Annotated in this window: 13 protein-coding genes; 5 read left to right on the top strand and 8 right to left on the bottom strand. The window is 42.1% G+C overall.

Annotated features, from left to right (window positions below; all coding sequences use genetic code 11):
- Positions 1 to 8: 8 nt before the first annotated feature.
- The 5 genes from PQO03_RS02850 to PQO03_RS02830 all read left to right on the top strand — a co-directional run bounded on the left by PQO03_RS02850 (position 9) and on the right by PQO03_RS02830 (position 8,001).
- Positions 9 to 3,656 carry a PVC-type heme-binding CxxCH protein gene (locus PQO03_RS02850; protein WP_274150961.1) on the top strand — a complete coding sequence of 1,216 codons (3,648 nt, stop codon included), beginning with the start codon at positions 9 to 11 and terminating at the stop codon, positions 3,654 to 3,656.
- A gap of 245 nt (positions 3,657 to 3,901) precedes the next feature.
- Complete coding sequence (locus tag PQO03_RS02845) at positions 3,902 to 5,305, top strand: arylsulfatase (RefSeq protein WP_274150960.1); 1,404 nt, start codon at positions 3,902 to 3,904, stop codon at positions 5,303 to 5,305.
- Positions 5,306 to 6,044: 739 nt separating this feature from the next.
- Positions 6,045 to 6,476, top strand: coding sequence for a hypothetical protein (locus PQO03_RS02840; protein WP_274150959.1), 432 nt, complete (start codon positions 6,045 to 6,047; stop codon positions 6,474 to 6,476).
- A 333-nt stretch (positions 6,477 to 6,809) separates the two neighbouring features.
- A complete protein-coding gene (locus tag PQO03_RS02835; protein WP_274150958.1) occupies positions 6,810 to 6,971 on the top strand; it encodes a hypothetical protein in 162 nt (53 codons plus the stop codon).
- A gap of 1 nt (position 6,972) precedes the next feature.
- Complete coding sequence (locus PQO03_RS02830) at positions 6,973 to 8,001, top strand: YncE family protein (protein ID WP_274150957.1); 1,029 nt, start codon at positions 6,973 to 6,975, stop codon at positions 7,999 to 8,001.
- Positions 8,002 to 8,199: 198 nt separating this feature from the next.
- On the opposite strand, the gene PQO03_RS02825 is transcribed toward PQO03_RS02830, so the two are convergent.
- The 8 genes from PQO03_RS02825 to PQO03_RS02790 all read right to left on the bottom strand — a co-directional run bounded on the left by PQO03_RS02825 (position 8,200) and on the right by PQO03_RS02790 (position 21,457).
- On the bottom strand, positions 8,200 to 8,799 hold the full coding sequence (locus tag PQO03_RS02825; protein ID WP_274150956.1) for an RNA polymerase sigma factor: 600 nt from the start codon (positions 8,797 to 8,799) through the stop codon (positions 8,200 to 8,202).
- Between the two features lie 187 nt (positions 8,800 to 8,986).
- Positions 8,987 to 11,044 carry a hypothetical protein gene (locus PQO03_RS02820; RefSeq protein ID WP_274150955.1) on the bottom strand — a complete coding sequence of 686 codons (2,058 nt, stop codon included), beginning with the start codon at positions 11,042 to 11,044 and terminating at the stop codon, positions 8,987 to 8,989.
- 17 nt (positions 11,045 to 11,061) lie between these two features.
- Complete coding sequence (locus PQO03_RS02815) at positions 11,062 to 12,483, bottom strand: sulfatase-like hydrolase/transferase (RefSeq protein WP_274150954.1); 1,422 nt, start codon at positions 12,481 to 12,483, stop codon at positions 11,062 to 11,064.
- A gap of 82 nt (positions 12,484 to 12,565) precedes the next feature.
- Positions 12,566 to 14,191, bottom strand: coding sequence for a right-handed parallel beta-helix repeat-containing protein (locus PQO03_RS02810; protein WP_274150953.1), 1,626 nt, complete (start codon positions 14,189 to 14,191; stop codon positions 12,566 to 12,568).
- Between the two features lie 122 nt (positions 14,192 to 14,313).
- Positions 14,314 to 16,095, bottom strand: coding sequence for a right-handed parallel beta-helix repeat-containing protein (locus PQO03_RS02805; RefSeq protein WP_274150952.1), 1,782 nt, complete (start codon positions 16,093 to 16,095; stop codon positions 14,314 to 14,316).
- 271 nt (positions 16,096 to 16,366) lie between these two features.
- Positions 16,367 to 17,059 (bottom strand): 3-keto-disaccharide hydrolase, encoded by a 693-nt coding sequence (locus tag PQO03_RS02800; protein ID WP_274150951.1) that lies wholly within the window; start codon positions 17,057 to 17,059, stop codon positions 16,367 to 16,369.
- 269 nt (positions 17,060 to 17,328) lie between these two features.
- A complete protein-coding gene (locus PQO03_RS02795) occupies positions 17,329 to 18,810 on the bottom strand; it encodes a DUF1501 domain-containing protein (protein WP_274150950.1) in 1,482 nt (493 codons plus the stop codon).
- 7 nt (positions 18,811 to 18,817) lie between these two features.
- Complete coding sequence (locus PQO03_RS02790; RefSeq protein ID WP_274150949.1) at positions 18,818 to 21,457, bottom strand: PSD1 and planctomycete cytochrome C domain-containing protein; 2,640 nt, start codon at positions 21,455 to 21,457, stop codon at positions 18,818 to 18,820.
- Positions 21,458 to 21,639: the final 182 nt, after the last annotated feature.

Genomic DNA, 21,639 nt, shown 5'->3' with positions numbered 1-21,639 from the left:
ACACAGTCATGACCTACTTCCTCAAAATAGCCCTCGCGCTATTTTTAATTACACCATCTTTTGCGCTCCTCGCAAAGGAAACAAAAAACATCCTCTTTATTGCGGGCAATACCAAGCACCGTCACGGTTACCACGAATATAAAGCGGGCTCGATGCTTCTAGCTGAGGCCCTGAACAAGAGTCAGCTTGGCATCAATGCCAAAGTTCATTGGTACGGTTGGCCCGAGGATGAAAGTATTTTTGATAATATTGATGCTGTCATTATCTACGCAGATAATGGTGGTGAACTCGCTGAAAAGCACGAATTCCTCGACAAGAAAATCAAAGCGGGCATGGGCATCATGTTCATGCATTATGGTGTTCACCCCACTAAAGAAGCAGGCGAGAAATACTATAAAAAATGGATCGGTGGCTATTTTGACGATGAGATCTCGATCAATCCTTCCTGGGTTGCCGATATTCAGCCTAGGGCGGGTCACCCAGTTTCTAGAGGAATCGAACTCCCCCTCAAAGTCTATGATGAGCTTTATTGGAATCTCAACTTCGATAAAAATTGCAATGAATGCTACACGATTGCAGGTGCAACTCCCACAAAAGAAAATATGATTCGCTATGGCAGCAGGAAATTTTGGAACAAAAATGCCGCGGATAAATTAGGAACGGAGCAAGCTTTAATCTGGTGTAATATTCAAAAAAATGGCGCACGTGGCGCAGGCTTTGTCGGTGGTCATTACCACAATAACTGGGCTATAGACGGCTACCGTAAACTCATCCTCAATACGATTGCCTGGGTAGCAGGCGTCGAAATACCAAAAAATGGAGTCGAGTCCGAAACAGTTAGCAAAGCAATGCTCAATCAAAATCTCAACCGTCCTGATTTCCCCGAAGAAATTGAACTTCCCTCAGCTAGCCTTCTCGAACAAGAACCCGGCAAGCCTTTACCCTTGGGGCCTGATGGTAGAGCTATCGACCCTCGCAAGAAAACAAGAGCTCCAGTAAAAAGTAGTTCGAGTTCTAATAAAGCTAAAAAAGCACCCGTCAAACTCGCAGTTGCTACAAGTATTAACGAAGCCTTCCCCTGGCCTCCTGCAATGCTTCAAGATATGGAGATGGATTTATTCAAAGCTGATGGTGAATTAGAGGTGACCCGCTGGGCGGTCTCGCCACAAGTCTACAATCCAACTAATATGGATATTGACCACATGGGAAATATTTGGATAACTGAGGGCGTCAACTACCGACGCGAAAATATGGCTCGCCGCAAAGAAGGTGATCGTATTGTTGTTTTACGTGATAGTAATGGTGATGGCAAGGCAGATAAATCTCACACTTTCTACCAAAACCCCAATCTCTCTGCGCCCTTAGGTATCGCCGTTCTCGACAACAAAGTTGTTATTTCTCAACCCCCAGAATTGATTGTTTTAACTGATATCAACCGCAATCTTGTCTTCGATGAAGGCATTGATAAGAGAGAAGTTCTGCTCACGGGGTTCAACGGACGTCAGCACGATCACTCCCTGCATTCTTTGACTGCGGGTCCTGATGGCAAATGGTATTTCAATAGCGGGAATTGCGGAGCGATTTTTACCGATAAATCTGGCAAAGAATTCCGTATGAATACTAACTACCGTGGAGGCACCAAAAAAGAATTTTTCTACACCCCAACCGACGAACTCGGTGGTGCAAAAAGTGATGATGGCTTTGTTTGGAGTGCGGGTTTCACAGTGAGAATGAATCCCGATGGAACTGATGTAGAAATCATTGGTCATGGTTATCGCAATAGCTACGAACAAACTATTAACTCATTAGGTGAAGTCTTCCAAAGTGATAATGATGATTACTCCAGTTGCCGTAACTCCTATGTACTTGAGTATGGATCTGCTGGTTATTATTCTCTTGATGGTCAGTATAAATGGCAAGCCGCAAAAAGATCTGGTCAATCCATCCCACGTGCTCACTGGAGGCAAGATAACCCAGGAACTTTTGATACCGGAGACGTTTATGGTGCAGGAGGTCCCACGGGTGTCGTGTTCTATGAAAATGGTGCCCTTGGAGATAAGTACGAAGGCATGTACCTCTCTTGTGAAGCCACTCGCAATATGATCTATGGCTATTTCCCTGAACAAAAAGGCGCCAGCTACAAAATGGAACGTTTTGAGTTCCTCTCGAGTCATGGCAAAAAATCTACTGAACATTCGCTCTGGTTCCGTCCCTCCGATATCAGCATCGGTCCCGATGGCGCCATTTATGTTGCTGATTGGTATGATGCGCGCTCAGGCGGTCATGCCACTTTGGACCCCACCGCTTCAGGTGCGATCTACAGAATTGCACCAAAGGGCTTTAAGCCCCTTATCCCAAAGCTCAATTTAAAAACAATCGCAGGTCAAATCGAAGCACTTAAAAGCCCCGCAGTGAATGTTCGTTACCTCGGTTTCTCTGAACTTAAAAAGGCTGGGCCAAAAGCGTATGCGCAAGTCGCAAAACTTCTCGATCATAAAAATGCCTATATTGCCGCTCGTGCAGTCTGGCTCCTCCCTTACCTCGGTGAGACGGGTATGGAACATTGCCTGACTCTATTGAAAAACAATAAAGCCAATACACGCCTCGTCGCTTACCGCGCACTTCGTCGTGCCAAAGTCAATATCCTTCCCTACGCTAAGTTATTGGCAAGGGATCCCAACACGGCTGTTCGCCGTGATGTAGCCCTTTCACTCAGACATTACTCAGCGCAGGAAACGGCCTCTATTTTCCTTGATCTCGTTCAAGGCATGCCTAGCGAATACGATAAAAATTATGTCGAAGCTATTGGGCTTGGTGCGACTAATAAAGAAGCAGACCTTTGGAAATACCTCAAAGAAAATCTCCAGCAGGATAAGGCTACCCAATGGAGCCCAGCATTTACACGTTTGACTTGGCGCTTCTGTACTCCCCTTGCGATTGATGATCTTATCTCACGAATTAAGAGTGATCAACTATCAGAAAATGAGCGGAAGTTTGCCGTCGAATCTATGGCATTTATCAATGATAAAAAAGCCGCACTTGCCCTTATAGATTTGGCCAAAGTCGAAAGTCCTGTGAAAGAAGATATGACTCACTGGATATTTATGCGCCGTCTTACTGCTTGGTCAAAACTTGATATTGCCGAAGAAGTCAAAAGTATTTATGATCCGGAAAAACTCGTCATTAATTCTATTACTGTCCCTGCAGAGCCGGAAATAAAAACTCTGGATCAGCAAAAAATCTTAGCTCTCAAAGGTGATGTTGAGCGCGGTAAAAATAAAATCATGGCTTGCACCATGTGCCATAATATTAATGATATTGGACCCAACTATGGCCCTGTACTCAAGGGCTGGGCGAGCAAACAAACTCGCGAAGCTACTGTGAATGCCATTGTCGCTCCATCAGCAGGCATTGCTCATGGCTTTAAAGGCATGGAAATCTTCCTGAAAGACGGGGGGAAAGTTCAAGGTATTGCGGACTCAATGGGCGACCCGATGATCCTAGTCTCCACTGGTGGGGTGAAGCAAATTATTCCTCATGAACGTATTGCTAAAAAATTGCACATGAAGCAGTCTCTCATGCTCTCTGCGCAACAACTGGGCTTGAGTGAACAGGATGTAGCCGATATTGTAGCCTATATGAAAAGTTGGAAATAAAGTATTGAAATTTTTAAGTGAGTGCGAAGCACTAAAGTCGCCTGGTACAGGACTGGCAAGTCCTTGCAGGAGAGCTCGAGAGGACAGAGTCCTCTCGTGTGCGAAGCACCAGATACAAATGCCTTCGGCGAGCGGGGAGCCCCCGCGGGCGGGATAAAAATGTATATATGAGCATAAAAAACCTTAAGTTTCCACCCCTCAAGTACTTAATTAATAAGGATCAAAATCAAAGGATAAAACTCACCATGAAAAAAGCTCTGCTAATTATATTTTTCTTAATCGGCTTCAACACCATGGCCGAAAAGAAACCCAACATCATTTACCTCATGCTCGATGAATGGGGCTACTTCGAGACTTCCCACATGAAGAATGATTATCTGATTACCCCCAATATAGATAAGTTTGCTACTCAAGGCATGCAATTCACCAACGCTTATGCAGGAGCGCCAACTTGTGGGCCCACCCGCGCCGTACTACTAACCGGTCTTCATACCGGACACACTTCCATGCGTAGCAATGATGGCTATTCCGCTATTCGAGAAGCTGAGCCCACCTTGGGTTCTATGCTCAAAAAAGAAGGCTATGTCACTGGTGGCTTCGGCAAATGGGGCGTTGGCGCTCGCGGAACTTCCGGAGTGCCTGAAAAACATGGTTTTGATGAATTTTTTGGTTATTACGACCAAGTGCATGCGCATACATATTTCCCCGAATACCTAATCCATAATGGCAAAGAAGTCCCCCTCAAAGGCAATTCTAATCAAGATCGCTACAAAGGCGAAACCCATGCTCAAGATGAGATCTTCGAGCAATCCATCAAGTTCATCAAAAAAAACAAGGATGTTCCCTTCTTCTGCTACCTTCCTTGGACACCTCCGCATGGTCACTGGGGAATTAAAAAAGATGACCCCTCTTGGCAGCTCTTCAAAGATAAGAATTGGTCTGCAGGTCAGAGTAAAGATACTGATGCCAAAGTCTACGCCGCCTTTATGCACATGGTGGATCGTCAACTTGGCGAGATCATGAGCCTCCTCAAAGAGCTAGATATAGATGACAACACCGTCGTTTTCCTCTGTGGTGATAATGGTGGTGAGCCTTATTTCAAAAATGAAGAGCACCCCCATGGCTTCTTTGCACCCAACTTGAATCCAGAGACCGGCGAGCGCTTTCGTGCTGGCAAGGGCTCACTTTATGATGGTGGGCTCAAGATTCCCATGTACGCACGCTGGCCCGGAAAAATCAAAGCGGGCTCTATGAGTGACCACATGTTTTATTTTCCCGATATCATGCCCACTTTAGCGGATATCGCAAAAACTGATTCACCAAAAACTGATGGCCTCTCTATTCTGCCAACTCTCCTCAATAAAGAAGGACAGGAAGAGCACAAATACCTCTACTGGGAATACTATAGGCAAACAGCGCTCAGAATGGGTGATTGGAAGCTTTATCGCAAAAGAAAAGAGTCCTCTTGGGAACTCTACAATATCTCAAAAGATATTGAAGAATTAAATGATATCGCCAAAAGTAATCCTGACATTCTTAAACAGATGATTGCCATTACTGAGCAAGCCCATGAAGACATTCGCCCAGGAGTCATTTACGACAAAGAACTCGCTTTCAAAGACCGTCCCAAGCACATTAAGAAAAAGTAATAATATTCACTGCTCTTTCATCCGCCTCTCAAGGTGGGCACACCTTGCAGGGATGGGGACGGAGTCCCAATGCTTCTAGGCAACACTTTTTATCCGCCTCTCAAGGTGGGCACACCTTGCAGGGATGGGGACGGAGTCCCTGTACTTGTAATAAAAACACAAGGGGATATTTACCGCTTCACTCCAGCGGGGAGGTATTGCCATACGGGCGGATGGAAAAATTGGGGATAGGTGATTTTCAATTCTCTTTTTATCCGCCTCTCAAGGTGGGCACACCTTGCAGGGATGGGGACGGAGTCCCTGTACTTGTAATAAAAACACAAGGGGCAAATGCTTTTCATCCGCCTCTCAAGGTGGGCACACCTTGCAGGGATGGAGTCCCTTATCTTTAGGTAAAAAATGTTTATTAATCCGCCTCACTCCAGCGGGGAGGTATTGCCTTACGGGCGGATACACCTGCAGGGAAGATTTAAGGGGAATTCGAGGAGACAGCGTTCCTCTCGTCTGCGCAGCATCATGCCTTCTCTTCTGGAGCATCGTGTTATTTTATACACTTGCCCAAAGCCCCTGCAGAACTGCTGGGGCTTTTTGTTTTCTCATGCTTGCCTCTTGAATATAAATTCATTTTGCCATACACTAATAACTTCAATTAATTTAGGGAGTTAATTATGGGATCAAATCGTCTAGCACTCAAAACACTTTCAAGCAATACATATCTAAGCACGTCGTTAGATAAAAAATGAATAAAAAAATCACTTTAATTTTTAGCGTCGTAATCCTAAATCAACTGTGGCAGATTTATGAGCGCTGGAGTCTTGATATACCTAGCCTAGAATATATCAACCATTATATTACTTCTATAGAAAAACACCCTAATAATCCGCTGGTTGACTTTTATGAACCTATTGAATATCCCATCAAATGGGTTGTTGTCATTATCGCCTTAACTGTAATATTATGCCTAAACAAACCAAAGATATTCATTAAAATATTCTTTGTATATATAACTGTAATGTCACTAAAAATCATGTTTGATATCGCTATAGAAAAACACATTAAAAATACATTAGAACCAAACGGTATAATGAATTCGGGCAGATATTTAATAAGTGTAATAGGTCATATAATGTTGCCTTTACTTATAATCATACGAAATAAAAAACAATCTTAACCAGGGAGACAGAGGAATTTCTTCGTTTCGCTCAGAAATCCCTAAGCCCAGATGCTAGAGAATAAATAAAATGAACTCAATTCTCTTTTTTCCGCCAGTGTGGCAACACCTCCCCGCTGGAGTGAGGCGGTAAATCTCCCCTTGTGTTTTCTATTACAAGCTCTGGGACTCCGTCCCCTGGCCTGCAAACTGTGCCGTGAGGTGGTGAAAAAAATGAACTCAATTCTTTTTATATTTTTTCGCTGTTAAGATCTTCGATTTTTTATACTTCTATCAGCAACAAATTCAGATTATCAAAGATCTAAAACATATTTCAAATCAAAGAAAACATAAATGATGAAATACCTTCTAAGTCTCATCCTGTTTCTATCAACTCAGCTATTTGCCAATCAGAAACCCAATATCATACTTATCAATGTCGATGATATGGGCTGGACGGATATTGCAGCATTCGGCAGTGAGTTCACCAAAATATTATTCATCTGGACAATTTAAAATGAACAAAAAAAAGATGTTCTTCCTCTTCCTCTTCCTCTTCATCGTAATGGCCATCTCGTCACAGTCACTTTTCAGCAAGGAGCTGACAAACAATCAAGTAGATTTGGGCTTAAAAGTAACTGTTTACGCCCCAAAAAGTAATTCGATAAAATTCAAAACACCCACCCATATCGCCTTTATTGGGGATAATTTAGAGATTGTGACCGACCTGGAAAACAACCGATTTATGTACCGTAAAGGTCCCGATGCCCCCTTTCAAATTTCGCCCGTACCGGTAAAAGCTCAGCACTCGCTTGTTTACAACCCCGCAGATAAGCTCTATTACGCTAACGATACGGGTAACCATCGCATCATTGCCTTTAAGAGTCTCTCAAGCAAAAAGATCAGCGCCGAAACCAAAAAGATTGCTGGAGTTGCTTTGAATCGCCCACACGATATCGTGCTTGACCCTGCGACGGGTTGGATCTATGCGATCAATCCCAATTCAGGGCATGTTTTTCGCTTCAAGGCGATCGGTAAAGATGAGTCTGCACTTAAGGTGCCCGTTAAGGGTTATTCTAGAGGCCTGACCTTTGTGAACGGCAAGCTTTATGTGATTAACTCGGCGGAGGGGCGTGTCGTGGAAATCGTGGATTGGAAGACTGGAAAATTCAAAATCTATGATAGTTTTGATCCAACGAAACGTAGTGCAAACGTTGGCTCCTGGAAGAAGACAGGGCTTGTTCTCAACGATGTCGATTACTTTAACGGCTACTGGTATGCAACGAGTTTTTTTACGAAGTCACATGCCGGAAAAACCGATCCGGATGAGCATAAATTCATCCGATTCAAAAAATTGGAAGATCTTGCTACTGGGAAATGGACAGACCTCAGTCGCCTGGTCCCCAAGGGGATGGTTCCCTATTACCTAACTAAAAATGAGGGGAAACTCTACCTGGCAATCTTCCGCTCTGGGTCGTCTGACAAAGGTGACAGCATCCTTCAGTTAACTCCAGTTAAAACGCCTCCTTATCCAGTGAAGAAGTAATGAATAGTTTTCAAATTTTGGTCACGTTCCCTGATAGGGCCTTAGACAAAACTTCTTGAAAAGAAAAGCATCCATAAGAGTTATTTATTAACGACAATAAATAGGGTAACATGATCGTAGGTGCCGCTCACCGACAGAATGCAGCCTGCAACGTCAGGTGTATGTCCCATTGATATCAAAGCATATTAAAAAAGGTCATTAGCCAAAAGTTTTTTCGAGGCGTTTGATTTCTTTCTGTAAAATGGCCGTCACTCGTCTTTTATAAACTGACACCGTATTTGGTGGTAGATCTAGCACTTCGGCAATTTCAGTACGTGGTCGACCATCTAATGACATTTGAAAAACATCTTGGAGCTTTTGATTGAGCTCTGGCTGAACATTGGACCAAGCAATATTGGAAATGTAAACGCCCCATTCTTTATCGGCCATTTTATCTATTTCTGGCTCGGTAAAAGCGACGAGGTAAGTGTGTTGCTTCTCTAGTGTATATAAATTTTGTTTATTGGCTTCACGCTTCACTTTATCTAAGTGATTGAGTGCGGTATTACGAGCAATCATGGCTAACCAACGACGGAATTGTCCATTGTAGCCCCCATGCTCAAAATTCTGTACGCTTTTCCAAACTTTCAAAAAAGAAGTCTGCATTATATCGTGGCAGTCTTCATCATTAAAATTCATTTTTTTTATAATGACAAAGACGTATCCTTTGTAGAGTTTAATAAATTCGTCCCATGAATTATCATCACAGTCATCCTGCAACTTTTGAATTAGGGTCATTCTCGTCAGGTTATCTTCCATCCTAAAGCCTCTACAATTTAGAAATTCTATCAATCAGTTATTACAGCTCTATTTCACACATTTGTAAAATACACCAAAATCCTAGCTTCTGTAATTGTTTATTAATAGTAATTCATAATCATTTCTTCGTGAAGATCAAAATCTATAAGAATAGCGAAGCTTATTGTCATAATTAAGATTTTAAGCCTTACTTAGCGAGACGATTTGAGTACATATTCTTTCCTGCTCGTCGAGAGGCTTCGACCATTTCAGCATAGGGTTCATCCGTAATCGACACAAAGCCAATGCGATAATTCTCACCATCTTTTCGCCCAGTGACCACTTGATCACTCCATTGAAAATAATGCGCGCCTACAAAACGAGGGTCCTGCATCGCTTGTTCACTGTAGTAACGGAATTGCTCAGCTGCATGCGATAAATCTACTGAAGTACAAAGCCCTCCTCCCCATACACCCGATTCCGTCCTGGTACCGAAATGATATTCTCCAATAATGACTGGGGTATCAATTGCTTTAGGCCAATCCACTCTCAAGGGACTAAAATCATAATTATTAATACTAAGCACATCACAATGACGAGCCGCTGCGAGTAAGGATAAAGTATTTTCTTTTTGATAAATTCTACTTCCTAAATAGAGCTTATTAGGCGCCAATGCTTTCATTGAACTTGAACAGCTTGAGTAATATTTCTCCAAATACGCCGCGGACATCATCTCCATGTCTTGGCGGCAAGCCTGAGTCTTCATCTCTAGCTTGCCAAGAAGCTTATCCCAGGAAACAAACTCTGTTTTCCACGCCTTATTTAATTCATCAATATTACTGTACTTATCTTGTAATTTAGAGACGAAGACTTTTCTTGAAAAAGAGTTCGGATTGCCCTCAAAAATAGTTTTTCCGATAGAGTATTCATGATGTCCAAAATCTAATTCATTGTCAACAAAAAAACCTAGACACCAAGCATCCTCAGCTTCTTTTTTATAGCGCGCTAATGATGAGCGTATATGCTTTTCAAAATGGGGATCATAAGCATCTGGCAAAGATTTTAAATGCTCCCCTTCTTTGATTTCTTTACGCTGAAAATGTACCGCTACCACATAAGCCGTTTTCTGTAATCCACTAATTTCTTTCTGTGTCCAATTGGCGAGTGTATTCATCCCCCAAGACTGGATGCGTTCATGAACCATTTCTGCATAAGCACTGCGCCAATTGGCTCCATACTTTTTCAAGATATTTGAGCCTAATGGGTTCCAGCCTGATTTTTTATTGTACATCAGTTCATCCGCACTTTGAGTTTGGGACTGTAATGATTCAAAGGCCGGTTCTTTAGTATACATTTTTGATGTGATTGTGGTCACTCCAAAAGACCAAAATAAGTAACCTTCTGGATCAATGAACCACCAACGACCATTTATTTTCTTCGTATAAAAATGCCCTGTGGCCACATGTTTTCCCGCATTGAGGAAACCTCCAAATTGACTTAAATAATCCGCCTTTTTTCTTGCTCCCATCGCACGCTTTTCATTTAGGAGTGAATTGTGTAGTGCTTGATCATTCTTTATTTTCCCAGGCCAATCATCCCTATTATTCTGCCCATATATATCCACATAGGGCCTTGTTTTCGGTGCCTTCTTAAAGTTATTTAAAGGCACAAAATCAGCCATGCCACGCAAGTTACTCAATTCGAAATTTAAGCTGCCCGATTTTGAAAATATATCTAGGTCAAGGTTTTGGATTTTGGAGAGATCTATCTTAAGCCAAGTATTATTGTAAGTCCCATTGGGTAGACCTTTTATATTGGAGTATAAATAGTCTTTGTCATCAAACATTTCAGTCTTACGCGGTAGATGAATATATAAGGTTTCTTTGCTATGAGCTGGAACAACTACCCCTCCATGAACTTTATTCCATGACTCAAAAACCGTGCCCGTCACCATCAGCTCTACTGCCGATTTATTTTCAATATCAAAACTGAGCCAAAGTTTAGAACTCAAGTCCCAGCCATGTTTATCCCCCCGGATAAACAATTGATAAGGCTGCTGATTTCTTGCTTGGATTTTCCATTTCCCCGCTTCGTACTGAACGAGACTTTTGGGATTGAGGTTTTTTTGTCTGAAGATCTGAATCATTTCATTACTAATTAACTTTGGTGCATGATCATTTCTCGGATGTAAAAGACTTTCACCCCAAGCTACCAAGCATGAATTCAAGATTAGTACTGCAATGAAAAATTGTTTCATTCTAGTCATTATTTCTATCCTTGATCTTACTTATTTTGCTTTTTTAATGCTGCGGCCTTTTTAGCTTTTTCACGGGCTACTTTCGCCTTCCAAGCAGGCGATGAAGTCAGGCCCAGAAATATCGGATCCATGAGTTCTTTATCCCAAGCCTTGCGTAACATATTAATTTCTTGCACCCGCTCGGGATGATTCATCGCTATATTTTTTGTTTCACCAATATCCTTACTAAGATTATACAGTTGGGGTGGAGCGCCCTTCCAAGGGATCACTAATTTATAATCACCCTGGCGAACTGCGTAACGCGATTGATCAAACTTTCTTAAATAGAGTTGTTCATGGGGAGCTGCTGTATTTTCACCTGTCACATAAGGTACTAAATTCACTCCATCGAGTGGCTTATCTTTATGAATCGGTGATTGACTGATATCGGCAATCGTCGCGAAAATATCAAGTGAACTTACCGGATGATCATATACTTGACCTCCCTTGACTACACCGGTGTACTGCATCGCAAATGGCACGCGATAACCCCCTTCCCAAATATCGGATTTCGAGCCTTTCAAGGGACCGTTATCCGAATGATTTTTAGTCGTGGGTCCTCCATTATCAGACAAAAAGAAAACGATCGTATTATCTTCAATTTTTAATTTGTGAAGTTTGGCCATAATTTGTCCTACTCCATCATCTACGGCACTCACCATGGCGGCGTAAACCTTGCGCTTTGGGTCAGAAATATGATCAAAGCGATCGAGATATTTCTGCGTCGCTTGAAGCGGTAAATGAGGTGCGTTATAGGAGAGGAATAAAAAGAAAGGTTTATCTTTATTGCCTTCCACAAAGCTCACAGCTTCATCGCTAAACTCCTCGGTCAGGTACTTCTCGGTACGTACCGGCGTATCATTGCGAGTGATCCAGCTGCGGTATGAGTCAGACTCATTTTTCACATCTTCCGTTTTGACAATATTTAAATCCTCGGGCATAAATTTATGTCCTCCACCAAGGTGTCCAAAGAACTCATCAAAGCCCCGCTTATTTGGACGCAAACTAGGCTCGGCACCCAAATGCCATTTGCCAATAATGGCGGTTTTATACCCTACTTTCTGTAATGATTGTCCTATGGTCATTTCACTTAGGGGAAGTGCAGATTTGGGATCAGTTAAGCTCCACAAGGGATTGCGTTCAAAACCAAAGCGTTGTTGATAACGACCGGTAATAAAACCCGCACGGCTTGGACCACAAACTGAGTAGGAAGTATAGCCGCTACTAAACTTCACGCCCTTGGAAGCAATACTATCTATATGTGGCGTGGGTATATCTTCGCAACCATTAAAGCCAACATCTGCATAGCCCATATCATCCGTCATGATCACGATTAAGTTGGGTTTTTCCACACTATGAAGAACGGGAGATAGGAGCAATGCACTCGTAAGTAATAATAATTTTTTCATGAAACCTCATTAATTCTATTTATATAAAAAACAGGCCACTTCTCACGAAGTGACCTCTAAGTCTCAAAACAATTGATTTATTTTACTGAATTTCTATTGCCCCCATATCGGGCCTACCCTTAATGGGATTGCCAAAGAAATCACTTTTCATTTTTAAGCCCCCAATAATCCCGATAGGGTCATTTGCCAAGCGTTGAATCTCTATGCCTTTATCGATCACTAAGTCACTATTTATAGGAATGTAGTCATGTGCATCTAAACTTCCTGCATTCTTAAACTCGACATCACCAATGATTTTGGCCTTATCTTGAATTTCAAAATCTGCGGGCAAGCTCGTTTCCTTATTATAAATATTATTACCAAAAACAATATTCTTACTTGGCTTATTTACTTGAGCACGAAGTTTTTTATTCCAGAATTGATCTCCCGACACATTCTTTGATTCATCCATTAAATGAAAAATATTATTGGCAATCAAAACACCCTCAGTTGTCGGCGCAACCGAAAACTTATTGAGAATGCCTTTCTTAACAAAAATAGTGTTATTGTAAATATAATTATTATAGGGACCTTTGCGTCCACCATCCTTCCCACAGAAACTGCTAAACCACAGAATTTTTCCTTCTTGAAAAGCACGATTTTCACCCTTGATTCGCGCGCCATCATTAATGCTTATATTATAGCGATAAGTACAATTCCAATTATTTCCCAATATCTCAATAAAGCCGCCCTCATTATCGATACTTAAATTGCGTTGTACGATGATATTCTTACAATTAAAATCAATGTGAATACCCGCCGAATCTCCCTTGCCGCGAGCATGGCTAAACTTATTCTCTTCATAAGTAATATTCTCCGATCCCCAGCACCAAGATCCACTACCTCTTGCGTGCATGCGCGGATCTTTATTTGACCCTGAGTAAGCGAAATCATTCCCCTTCACACGTATATGTGAGGCATAGCTCATTTGCACTCCTGAACAGCCCGTATCTACTGTCTTATTATTGAGTATATTCACCATGCTTACCTTTTGTTCCATACTGCCCTTGATGCGAATCCCGTAAAATCCCACCATGCGTATATCTGAATCTTCGAGGGTAATTCGGTTAATGGAATGTTGCGATTTTTTATTTTCAAGAATCACTCCCATACCAAAATTACTCGTCGGATTATACCCTTCTGAGGCTCGCGATTCACTCGCAAAAATATGATGGATCTTTAAATCTCTTAAATTAATATTATGGCTATCCCCTGCAATTGCAGTAAGGGCCACGCCGTAGCGTTCGTGCTTGGCTCGTTTATCTCTCGCTTTCCCACCATCATTTGTCAGTTCTAAACCACTTACATTTACGTAAGCACAGCCATCCAAATTAATAACGGCAAAATAACCTTGCCCATCTATTTTGGGTCGAGCCAAGTTTTCATCTCCATAAGAAGCTAATTCAATAGGAGCTATTTCCGTGCCCTCAAGCGATTGTAGTTTGATCGCTCCATGATAGTGACCTCCTCGCTTTAATAAGACCTTATCTCCCGCAAGTAAGTTCAGCCTATTGACTTGCGTAAAGTCCTTAAATGCCGTTTTCTCCGTTAAGCCATTAGCCCTTTCATTGTTTGCCTGATTATCGACATAATAAGTCGCTGCTTCAAGATGAACTAAACTGATCGTGAATAAACACAGCAAGGATCTAAAGTTAAAGAGTGATTTCATGAATGATTATTTCCTATCTATTTCTAAAAATTTTTAATTAATTCTAGCCCATTTCACATACAAAAGAAAAAGTCATTGAAAAGCAAATGGATCTATCGAGTACTTTTCGTCTTATTAAACTATCACTTATCTTTACTCGCACCAATGGATGGTTTGGATACATCCAAAAGCTTACCATAAAAATCTACTGTAGGATAAGCTGGGACATGCTTAAAGATCCCCTGACCCGCACCCGGCACCGAAGGCACATCTCTTACCATCCCCGCGCCGATGGCTGCACTGCCTGCTTGCAACTGAAATCCCTGGTCACTGCCAAGCCTCACCTTATAGAATTGTGGGTCTGCTTTAATAGCCTGTGCATCGCGCTTAATAAAGCGAGGAGAGATAAAGCCCTGATAGAGATTATGGCTGAGAACAAAATCACTTCCATGATCTTTAATATTCATTTGCTTAGTTCCGATGGCACCCTGCTTCGCATAAAAAATATTATTGAAGACATAGGTATTTTTGGCATCAATATCTATTGAGGTCGAATAATCACGGTCCATATAAATCGTATTATTATAGATATAACTCTGCTCCGATTGCTTCTCCCCATAAGCAACGACCTCATTGAGCCAGAGAGTATGGTTACTCGTTTTCCATTTTGGGTTCTCGCGCCAACCATCATTCACACTGATATTGAAACGATAGATTGAATTCACATTGCCGCCAAGAATCTCCACAAATCCACCTTCACAATCTTCCATATAATTATACTGCACAAAAGTATTGTGATTATTATGATCAATATGCACCCCGTGAGAATCTAGGTAACCACGAATATGTTGACATTTATTGTATTGAATCACGGTATTGTAACAATGCCAAGTCCATACCGCACTGCCTCGTGCTGGCATCCGTGGATCGGAACTATCTCCAGGGTAATTGAACAGATTATTTTCAATTAGGCAGTTATAAGTTCTAATCGGCAAGATGCATGTTCCTCCAGTATGGTGAAATTCATTGTTACGGAACACAAAGTTTTTATTGCTATTAATTTCTTCATTCCCTATTTTACCTCGAGAGCCTTTGTGTTTAATATGCACTCCCAAACGTTGCAGATTTTCAAAATAACAATCCTCAACTAATACATCCTGAATATTCTTCTCTTTTCCTGCCACCCGGTTCTGTTCTGTAAGAAAAGTTAAAGCAGAGACTTCTAGCCCATTAAAGGCATCTTCTCCCGCATCTTTTAAGATCGGTTTTGGCGCATAAACATTTTTGAATGTCACCTTTTGGAATAGGAAATTCTTCATCACCTGAGTGCCGCTATTGAGGATAAGAATCCCGTAAGCATCGGCATCATTGATCCCTTCACGAGAACTTAAACGTTCATTGTGAACTTCCAGATCTCTAAAGATAATATTATCTTGATTCTCAACAAGAATAGCTTCTTGAAAATCGCCGCCATTTGACTCTCCCACTTGCCCAGAAAGAATCGCTTGTTTACCACTTCCATACGATGTGATTATGATTGGCTGAGTCTGAGTACCCGAACCATTGACCACGAAATGACCATTAAAACGATCTCCCTTTTGAAAACAAACCCTATCACCCGCTTCTAGTTTGATCGAGCTGATTTTATCTAAGCTTTTCCATGGAGATTTGATGCTACCATCATTACTATCCAGTCCTTTTGACGAACTGATGTAATAAGCCTTGACTAGCTCTGAAACTCCTGGGATAAAGGGCCATACTAATTCACTCGATTTTGCGGAAGTGGCAATATCCGAAGTAATCGTGCTAGAATCTTCATCCCCAAGCCTTTGTGAAACCTCACTTTTTTGACTTTGAATATCATTATATACGCAAGCCCCTCCCACAAAGATGAGTGCCAATGCACAGGCTAACAACACTTTCATAAATACCCTACCTTCTTCATTTTTAGATAAACTTTCCGGTCAAAGGCAATTTACCCTCCACGTCTTTAACAAATAAACAGCTCCTATTAGCATAGGTGACTTGCGTTATGGATATTTTTGCGTCGTAGCTACGCCACGGGCCATTTTACGCTCGTAGAGCGATGGGTGGTAGGCCTGGGCTTCAGCCTAGGTTTCGGGGCGTCAGCCTAGGTTTTAAAACATTTTTCACGCTCGAAGAGCGAAGGCTTAGGAATTGTATCCCCAATTATTTTTATTTGTCCTTCAATTCCTTAAGTTCAATATTTTTAAACTGAACTTTCATTCCAGTGCCTTTAGTTTTATGCATCTGCAAACCAAAAGTGCCTTTCGCCAAACTCAATTTGGGATCTTTATCAGTACATTCAGACATCAGTACACCATTAATAAAATGTTGGAAATGATCGCCTTTTACTATGATATGATAGCTATTCCATTGACCGGCTGCTTTGATTGATTTCGCCAATTCATCGAAGTCGCCCAAGGCTTCTGTTGAAGAGGCCTTTTTGCCTTTTTCCATAAGTGTTTTTTGACCGCGTTTAGCCATGATGCCACGGCCCTGGAAATAGTTGGTTCCACTCCATGCATTCCCGGGATCAAAATCTGCTTGATAGCCCTTCATGGAAAACTTCTCTGGCTTGCCAACTTGCTTGCTACGGTATTGAACTCCGCTATTGCCTGAAAAAATACAGAAATCAAATTTGAGCTCAAAATCACTGAATTCACCCTTTTCATAAATCAGAAAGTTAGTGAAGGGTACCGCAGTTTTACTCTCGCCAGTAATGATTCCATCCTGAACTGACCAGTACTGCTCTAAGCCTTTCCAACCATCTAAGTTTTTCCCATTAAAAAGTGACTTCCATTCATTTGCTTGTATTGAGCCAATAGATAAAAAGACTAAGAGGGCCATTCTAAAAAAATTCTGCATAAGTATTCCATATATTGTTAAAGTTTTGAATGATATTAATCTAGTAAAGTATATTAATCTAAACAGTCTTAAACAAGCTACTTTTCTAAAGTTGGTAATTAAGACTTATCCGGATTAGTAGATTGGTGCTGGGTCAAGGGCTGGCAAGCCCTTGTAAGGAGTTTGAGGGACTAATCCCTCATAGTACATTTCGGGGCCAGCCCCGAACCCCGTGAGGAATGCCTTCCTCAACTGGCGATTAAAATAACTACCGCTCTAGCCTCGCTATTTTAAGCCAGCACATCTTTAATCACGTGCCCATGCACATTTGTCAATCGCGATTCAATGCCATTATGATAATAGGATAAACGTTCATGATCCAAGCCCATAAGGTGCAGAATTGTGGCATTAAAATCATAGACATCCTGAGGTTTATCGGTCGCTTTGAAACCGAAGTTATCACTCATGCCATGGCTATAGCCTTTTTTCACACCCGCACCGGCCATAAAGCAAGTGAAAGCCCCTGGATTATGATCGCGCCCAGTACCATTGGCCTGCAAGAAAGGCGCACGGCCAAACTCAGTACACCAAACCACTAAGACATCATCCAACATCCCGCGACGTTTCATATCACTAATCAGTGCTGCCGTAGGCTGATCCATGATATCCGCTTGAGCTTGGTGGGTCTTCTCCAAGTTATTATGAGAATCCCAGTTATTAATTCCATTGGGACTATTAGCTCCATTATAGAGTTCCACGACACGGACACCCTGCTCTAACAAGCGACGTGCTAAGATACAGTTCTTTGCGTATTCACCCTTGGTTTTATTGGGGCTATTCACACCATATTCTTCCATGATATAAGCAGGTTCTTTGGAGATATCCGATACTTCAGGAATCGACATCTGCATACGACCTGCCAGTTCATAAGTCGCCACTCGTGCGGCCAAGTTACTATCTCCAGGGAATTGCTCCATATGCTTCTCGTTAAGAAATTTGAGCATATCATTAGTATTCTTTTCAGAATTCCTACTAATTGACTTCGGCACCTTTAAATTTGCTGGTAGTGCCGAGGCATTAAAATCTGTTCCCTGATAAGCCGCAGGCAAGAAACCTGAACCCCAGTTATTTTTTGCTGAACGAGGCTTGCCACGCGGGTCATTAATCGCCACAAATGCGGGTAAATTTTGATTCTCCGTTCCCAAGGCATAACTAATCCAAGCACCACGCGAAGGATGACCCTCTACAGTGAATCCAGTATTTACGAAATTCTCTCCTTGGGGATGAGCACTAGTTGAAGAGCGAAGCGAATGAAAGAAGCAGAGATCATCCGCCAAAGCACCTAGATTAGGCACTAAATCAGAAATCATTTTACCACTCTTTCCTCGGGGTTTAAAATCCCAGAAGGGCTTGGCGATATTTCCCGTGGGTCCTTCAAAAGTAACGGCTGGCATTCCCGGCGGTTTCTGACCATGGAATTTCCAAAGGTCTGGCTTGTAATCAAAAGTATCTACCTGACTCACTCCCCCCGGACAGTAAACAACCAAGACTTGCTTCGCTTTAGCAGGAAAATGACCTGGACGCGGTGCATAGGGATTCTGTGGATCAATATTAGGACGCAAGGGAGTCTTTCCTCCTTCCGAGGCCAAGGCACTATCGCCCGCAAGTAAATGCATAAGTCCTAAAGAGCCTAAGGCGCCACCGCTTGTTTTTAGAAAATCGCGGCGATTGAGTAGGCCACGGCCCATGGATGAAATATTTAATGGATTCATTTTAACCTCACTGAATAAAGATAAATTCGTTACTGTTGAGCATGGCTCGACATAGGATACTGACTTTTTCACTCTTGAGAATTTTTTTGCTCATTACCAATTCAATCTCAGATGGCTGACGATTATAGATCAGTAAAAAGAGCTGGCGAATCGAAGTCTCAGGATCACTTGACTCAACTTTTTTCGCAATGATATCACACTGATTTTCCATGAACTTACTATTCATTAAATTCAGCGCCTGAAGTGGTGTCGTTGAAGCCGGACGTTTAGAGAGTACTTGACCGCAATCAGGAAAATCAAATGCGGTGAACATACGGTCATCTACTCCACGCATACGCTCTTGGTAGATCATTCGCCTCCACGTTGGCTCACTATAATTATCCGTTACTTTCCACATTCCATAACGTTTCTTTGTCCCGTGAATTCTGTAAGAGGGTCCACCCGTCGTCAAATCTAATGAGTCACTGAATTTCAATACTGAATCGCGAATCACTTCTGCCTCAGCTCGACGTGGTGCATAACGCCACAATAAGCGTGAACCCGCATCTAATTTGAGCGCTGCCACCTTAGGTTTATTATCCTGCTTAAAGGCTTTTGAATTCACCAGCAGTCTCAAGAAATTCTTGGTCGACCAGCCCTGCTCCACAAATTCGCTCGCTAAATAATCCAGTAATTCTGGATGACTCGGCTTCGCTCCCGCGTTACCAAAGTCTGATAAGGTGGAAACTATGCCATCACCAAAAGTATGATACCAAAGGCGGTTGACCATCACTCGCGCCGTGAGCGGATTGGTATCCGATGCCAGCCACTTCGCAAAAGTCATGCGGCGTTCTTTATCGGAAGTCTCACTCGTCATATTGAGTGATGCCGTAATAATCGTCAAGGGTCCTGGGACAACTTCTGCTCCCAATGAACTCGCACTCCCACGTTTTAAGACATGTGATTTTACTGGTTTGATGAAACGACCAATAAATTCTTCCTGTACAGCTTTTTCATTGTATTCGGTAATTAAATCCTGAATTGCTGGTAAAGTTTTTAGCTGAGTAAGATTTTTGACTAAAACTTTCCACTTACCTTGCTCATCTCTGTACTCAATTTTATAATTATCTAGTTTTGTGAGCCATTCTTCACTTAGCAAATAATCCGTATTGACTGGCGCTTTGCGATCCTTACTCAAAGCAATGCCCGAAAACTCAATATCTGCTGCAAAATCAAATTGAATGTAGTGAAGCTTCTTGTCGCCTTTTTTAACTTTAGCTTTGAAGCCATAGAACTGACCAATCATACCATCTCGTAAGAGCTCTACATCTACTTTCTCACCTGCTATATTCGTACTGATTTTCGCTTGGGATATAATGTTTTTTCCCGCCGTATTATAAATATCGACTTCATCAAGTGCTACTGAATTAGATAAAGCCACAAGTCGAATACCACGAGTCTTTAATTGATTAACACGAGCTTCGTGGCGACTATGCCACTGCTCTTTCCAAGTACTGCGCTCTTTTTGACGTAAGGCTTGGATCTTGCCCATGATTTTTTTACCTTTCACCACATGATGTGCATGTTCGGCTAGTTCTGGTTTACGAATCCCAAATTCCACACCCTGAAAATTGGCGAGAATAGAATAATAATCATTGATTTTAATCGGATCAAATTTGTGTGTATGGCAACGAGCACAACCTAAAGTCATACCCATAATTGAGGCTCCTACTGTCTGCATCACTTGATCCAATCTATCATAGCGTGCTTCGGCAATCGCACTCTGCTGTTGCCCTACGGTGGCAGGAGGCACATGTGGCCCTGAAACTAAGTATCCCGTCGCTCTTGGATAGCCCGTTTGATCACCCGCCAACTGATCGATAATGAAATCTGTATAAGGCTTATCTTGATTAAAGGCGCGGATTACATAATCGCGAAAATGCCATGAATTCTTTCGGTAGAGATTACTCTCTGAACCACTCGTTTCCGCCCAGCGAATTGCATCCAACCAATGCTGAGCCCAACGCTCGCCGTATTGATCCGATGCCAATAGCTCTTCCACTTTTGCACTATATGCCTTGTCCGCATCCATTACCCAGGCTTCGAGGAAAGCATCTTTTTCTGCTGGCGTAGGCAGAATCCCAGTGAGTACCACCTGCAAACGGCGAAGTAACACTACCGGATCAGCCTGCTGACTAAAATCGAGTCCCTGCTCACTTAATTTTTCTTTTAAGAAGGCATCCACCACATTTTTTTCACCTAATGGAATCGCTGGCTTTTTTACTTTTTCTAGAGACCAAAGTTTCTCTGCTGCAACTTTTTTCTTCGCGGGCATTTTAGCACCCTCTTTGATCCATTCGCTAATTAAAGCAATTTGCTCTTTCTTCAGCGGATCACCTTTGGGCGGCATGATATCATCATCATCCGGATCCAAACTAATAAACTCTATAATAGAACTCTTCTCTGGATGCCCCGGTACGGCGCCTGGTTCGCCCCAGTCACCTCCTTTTAGGATACTCTCGCGGTCATCTAAGCGAAAATCAGACTTCTGTTTTTTCTCGCCATGACATTTGGCACAATTCTCTTCAAAAATTGGCTTGATATCTTTTTCGTAATCCACTGCCGTCGCACTGAATGACGCCAACAAAACTAAAGTTAAAAATCTCATATTTATTTCCTTATAATAAATCTTGTACTTCGCTTCAACTTAAGCAATTATCCCTGCTTAAATTTTCCGCTTTAACGATTATTTATAAAAGAAACCGACACCACAAAATGAAGTGACAAAAAGCTCTAAGTTTTAAATACTTTACCTCGCTTATTAAGCACCTACCTAGGTAAAGCACGTGC

Origin of the sequence: Lentisphaera profundi (genome assembly GCF_028728065.1) — a bacterium.
GTDB classification, from domain to species: Bacteria; Verrucomicrobiota; Lentisphaeria; order Lentisphaerales; family Lentisphaeraceae; genus Lentisphaera; species Lentisphaera profundi.
This window is presented reverse-complemented; position numbering and strand designations above follow the sequence as displayed.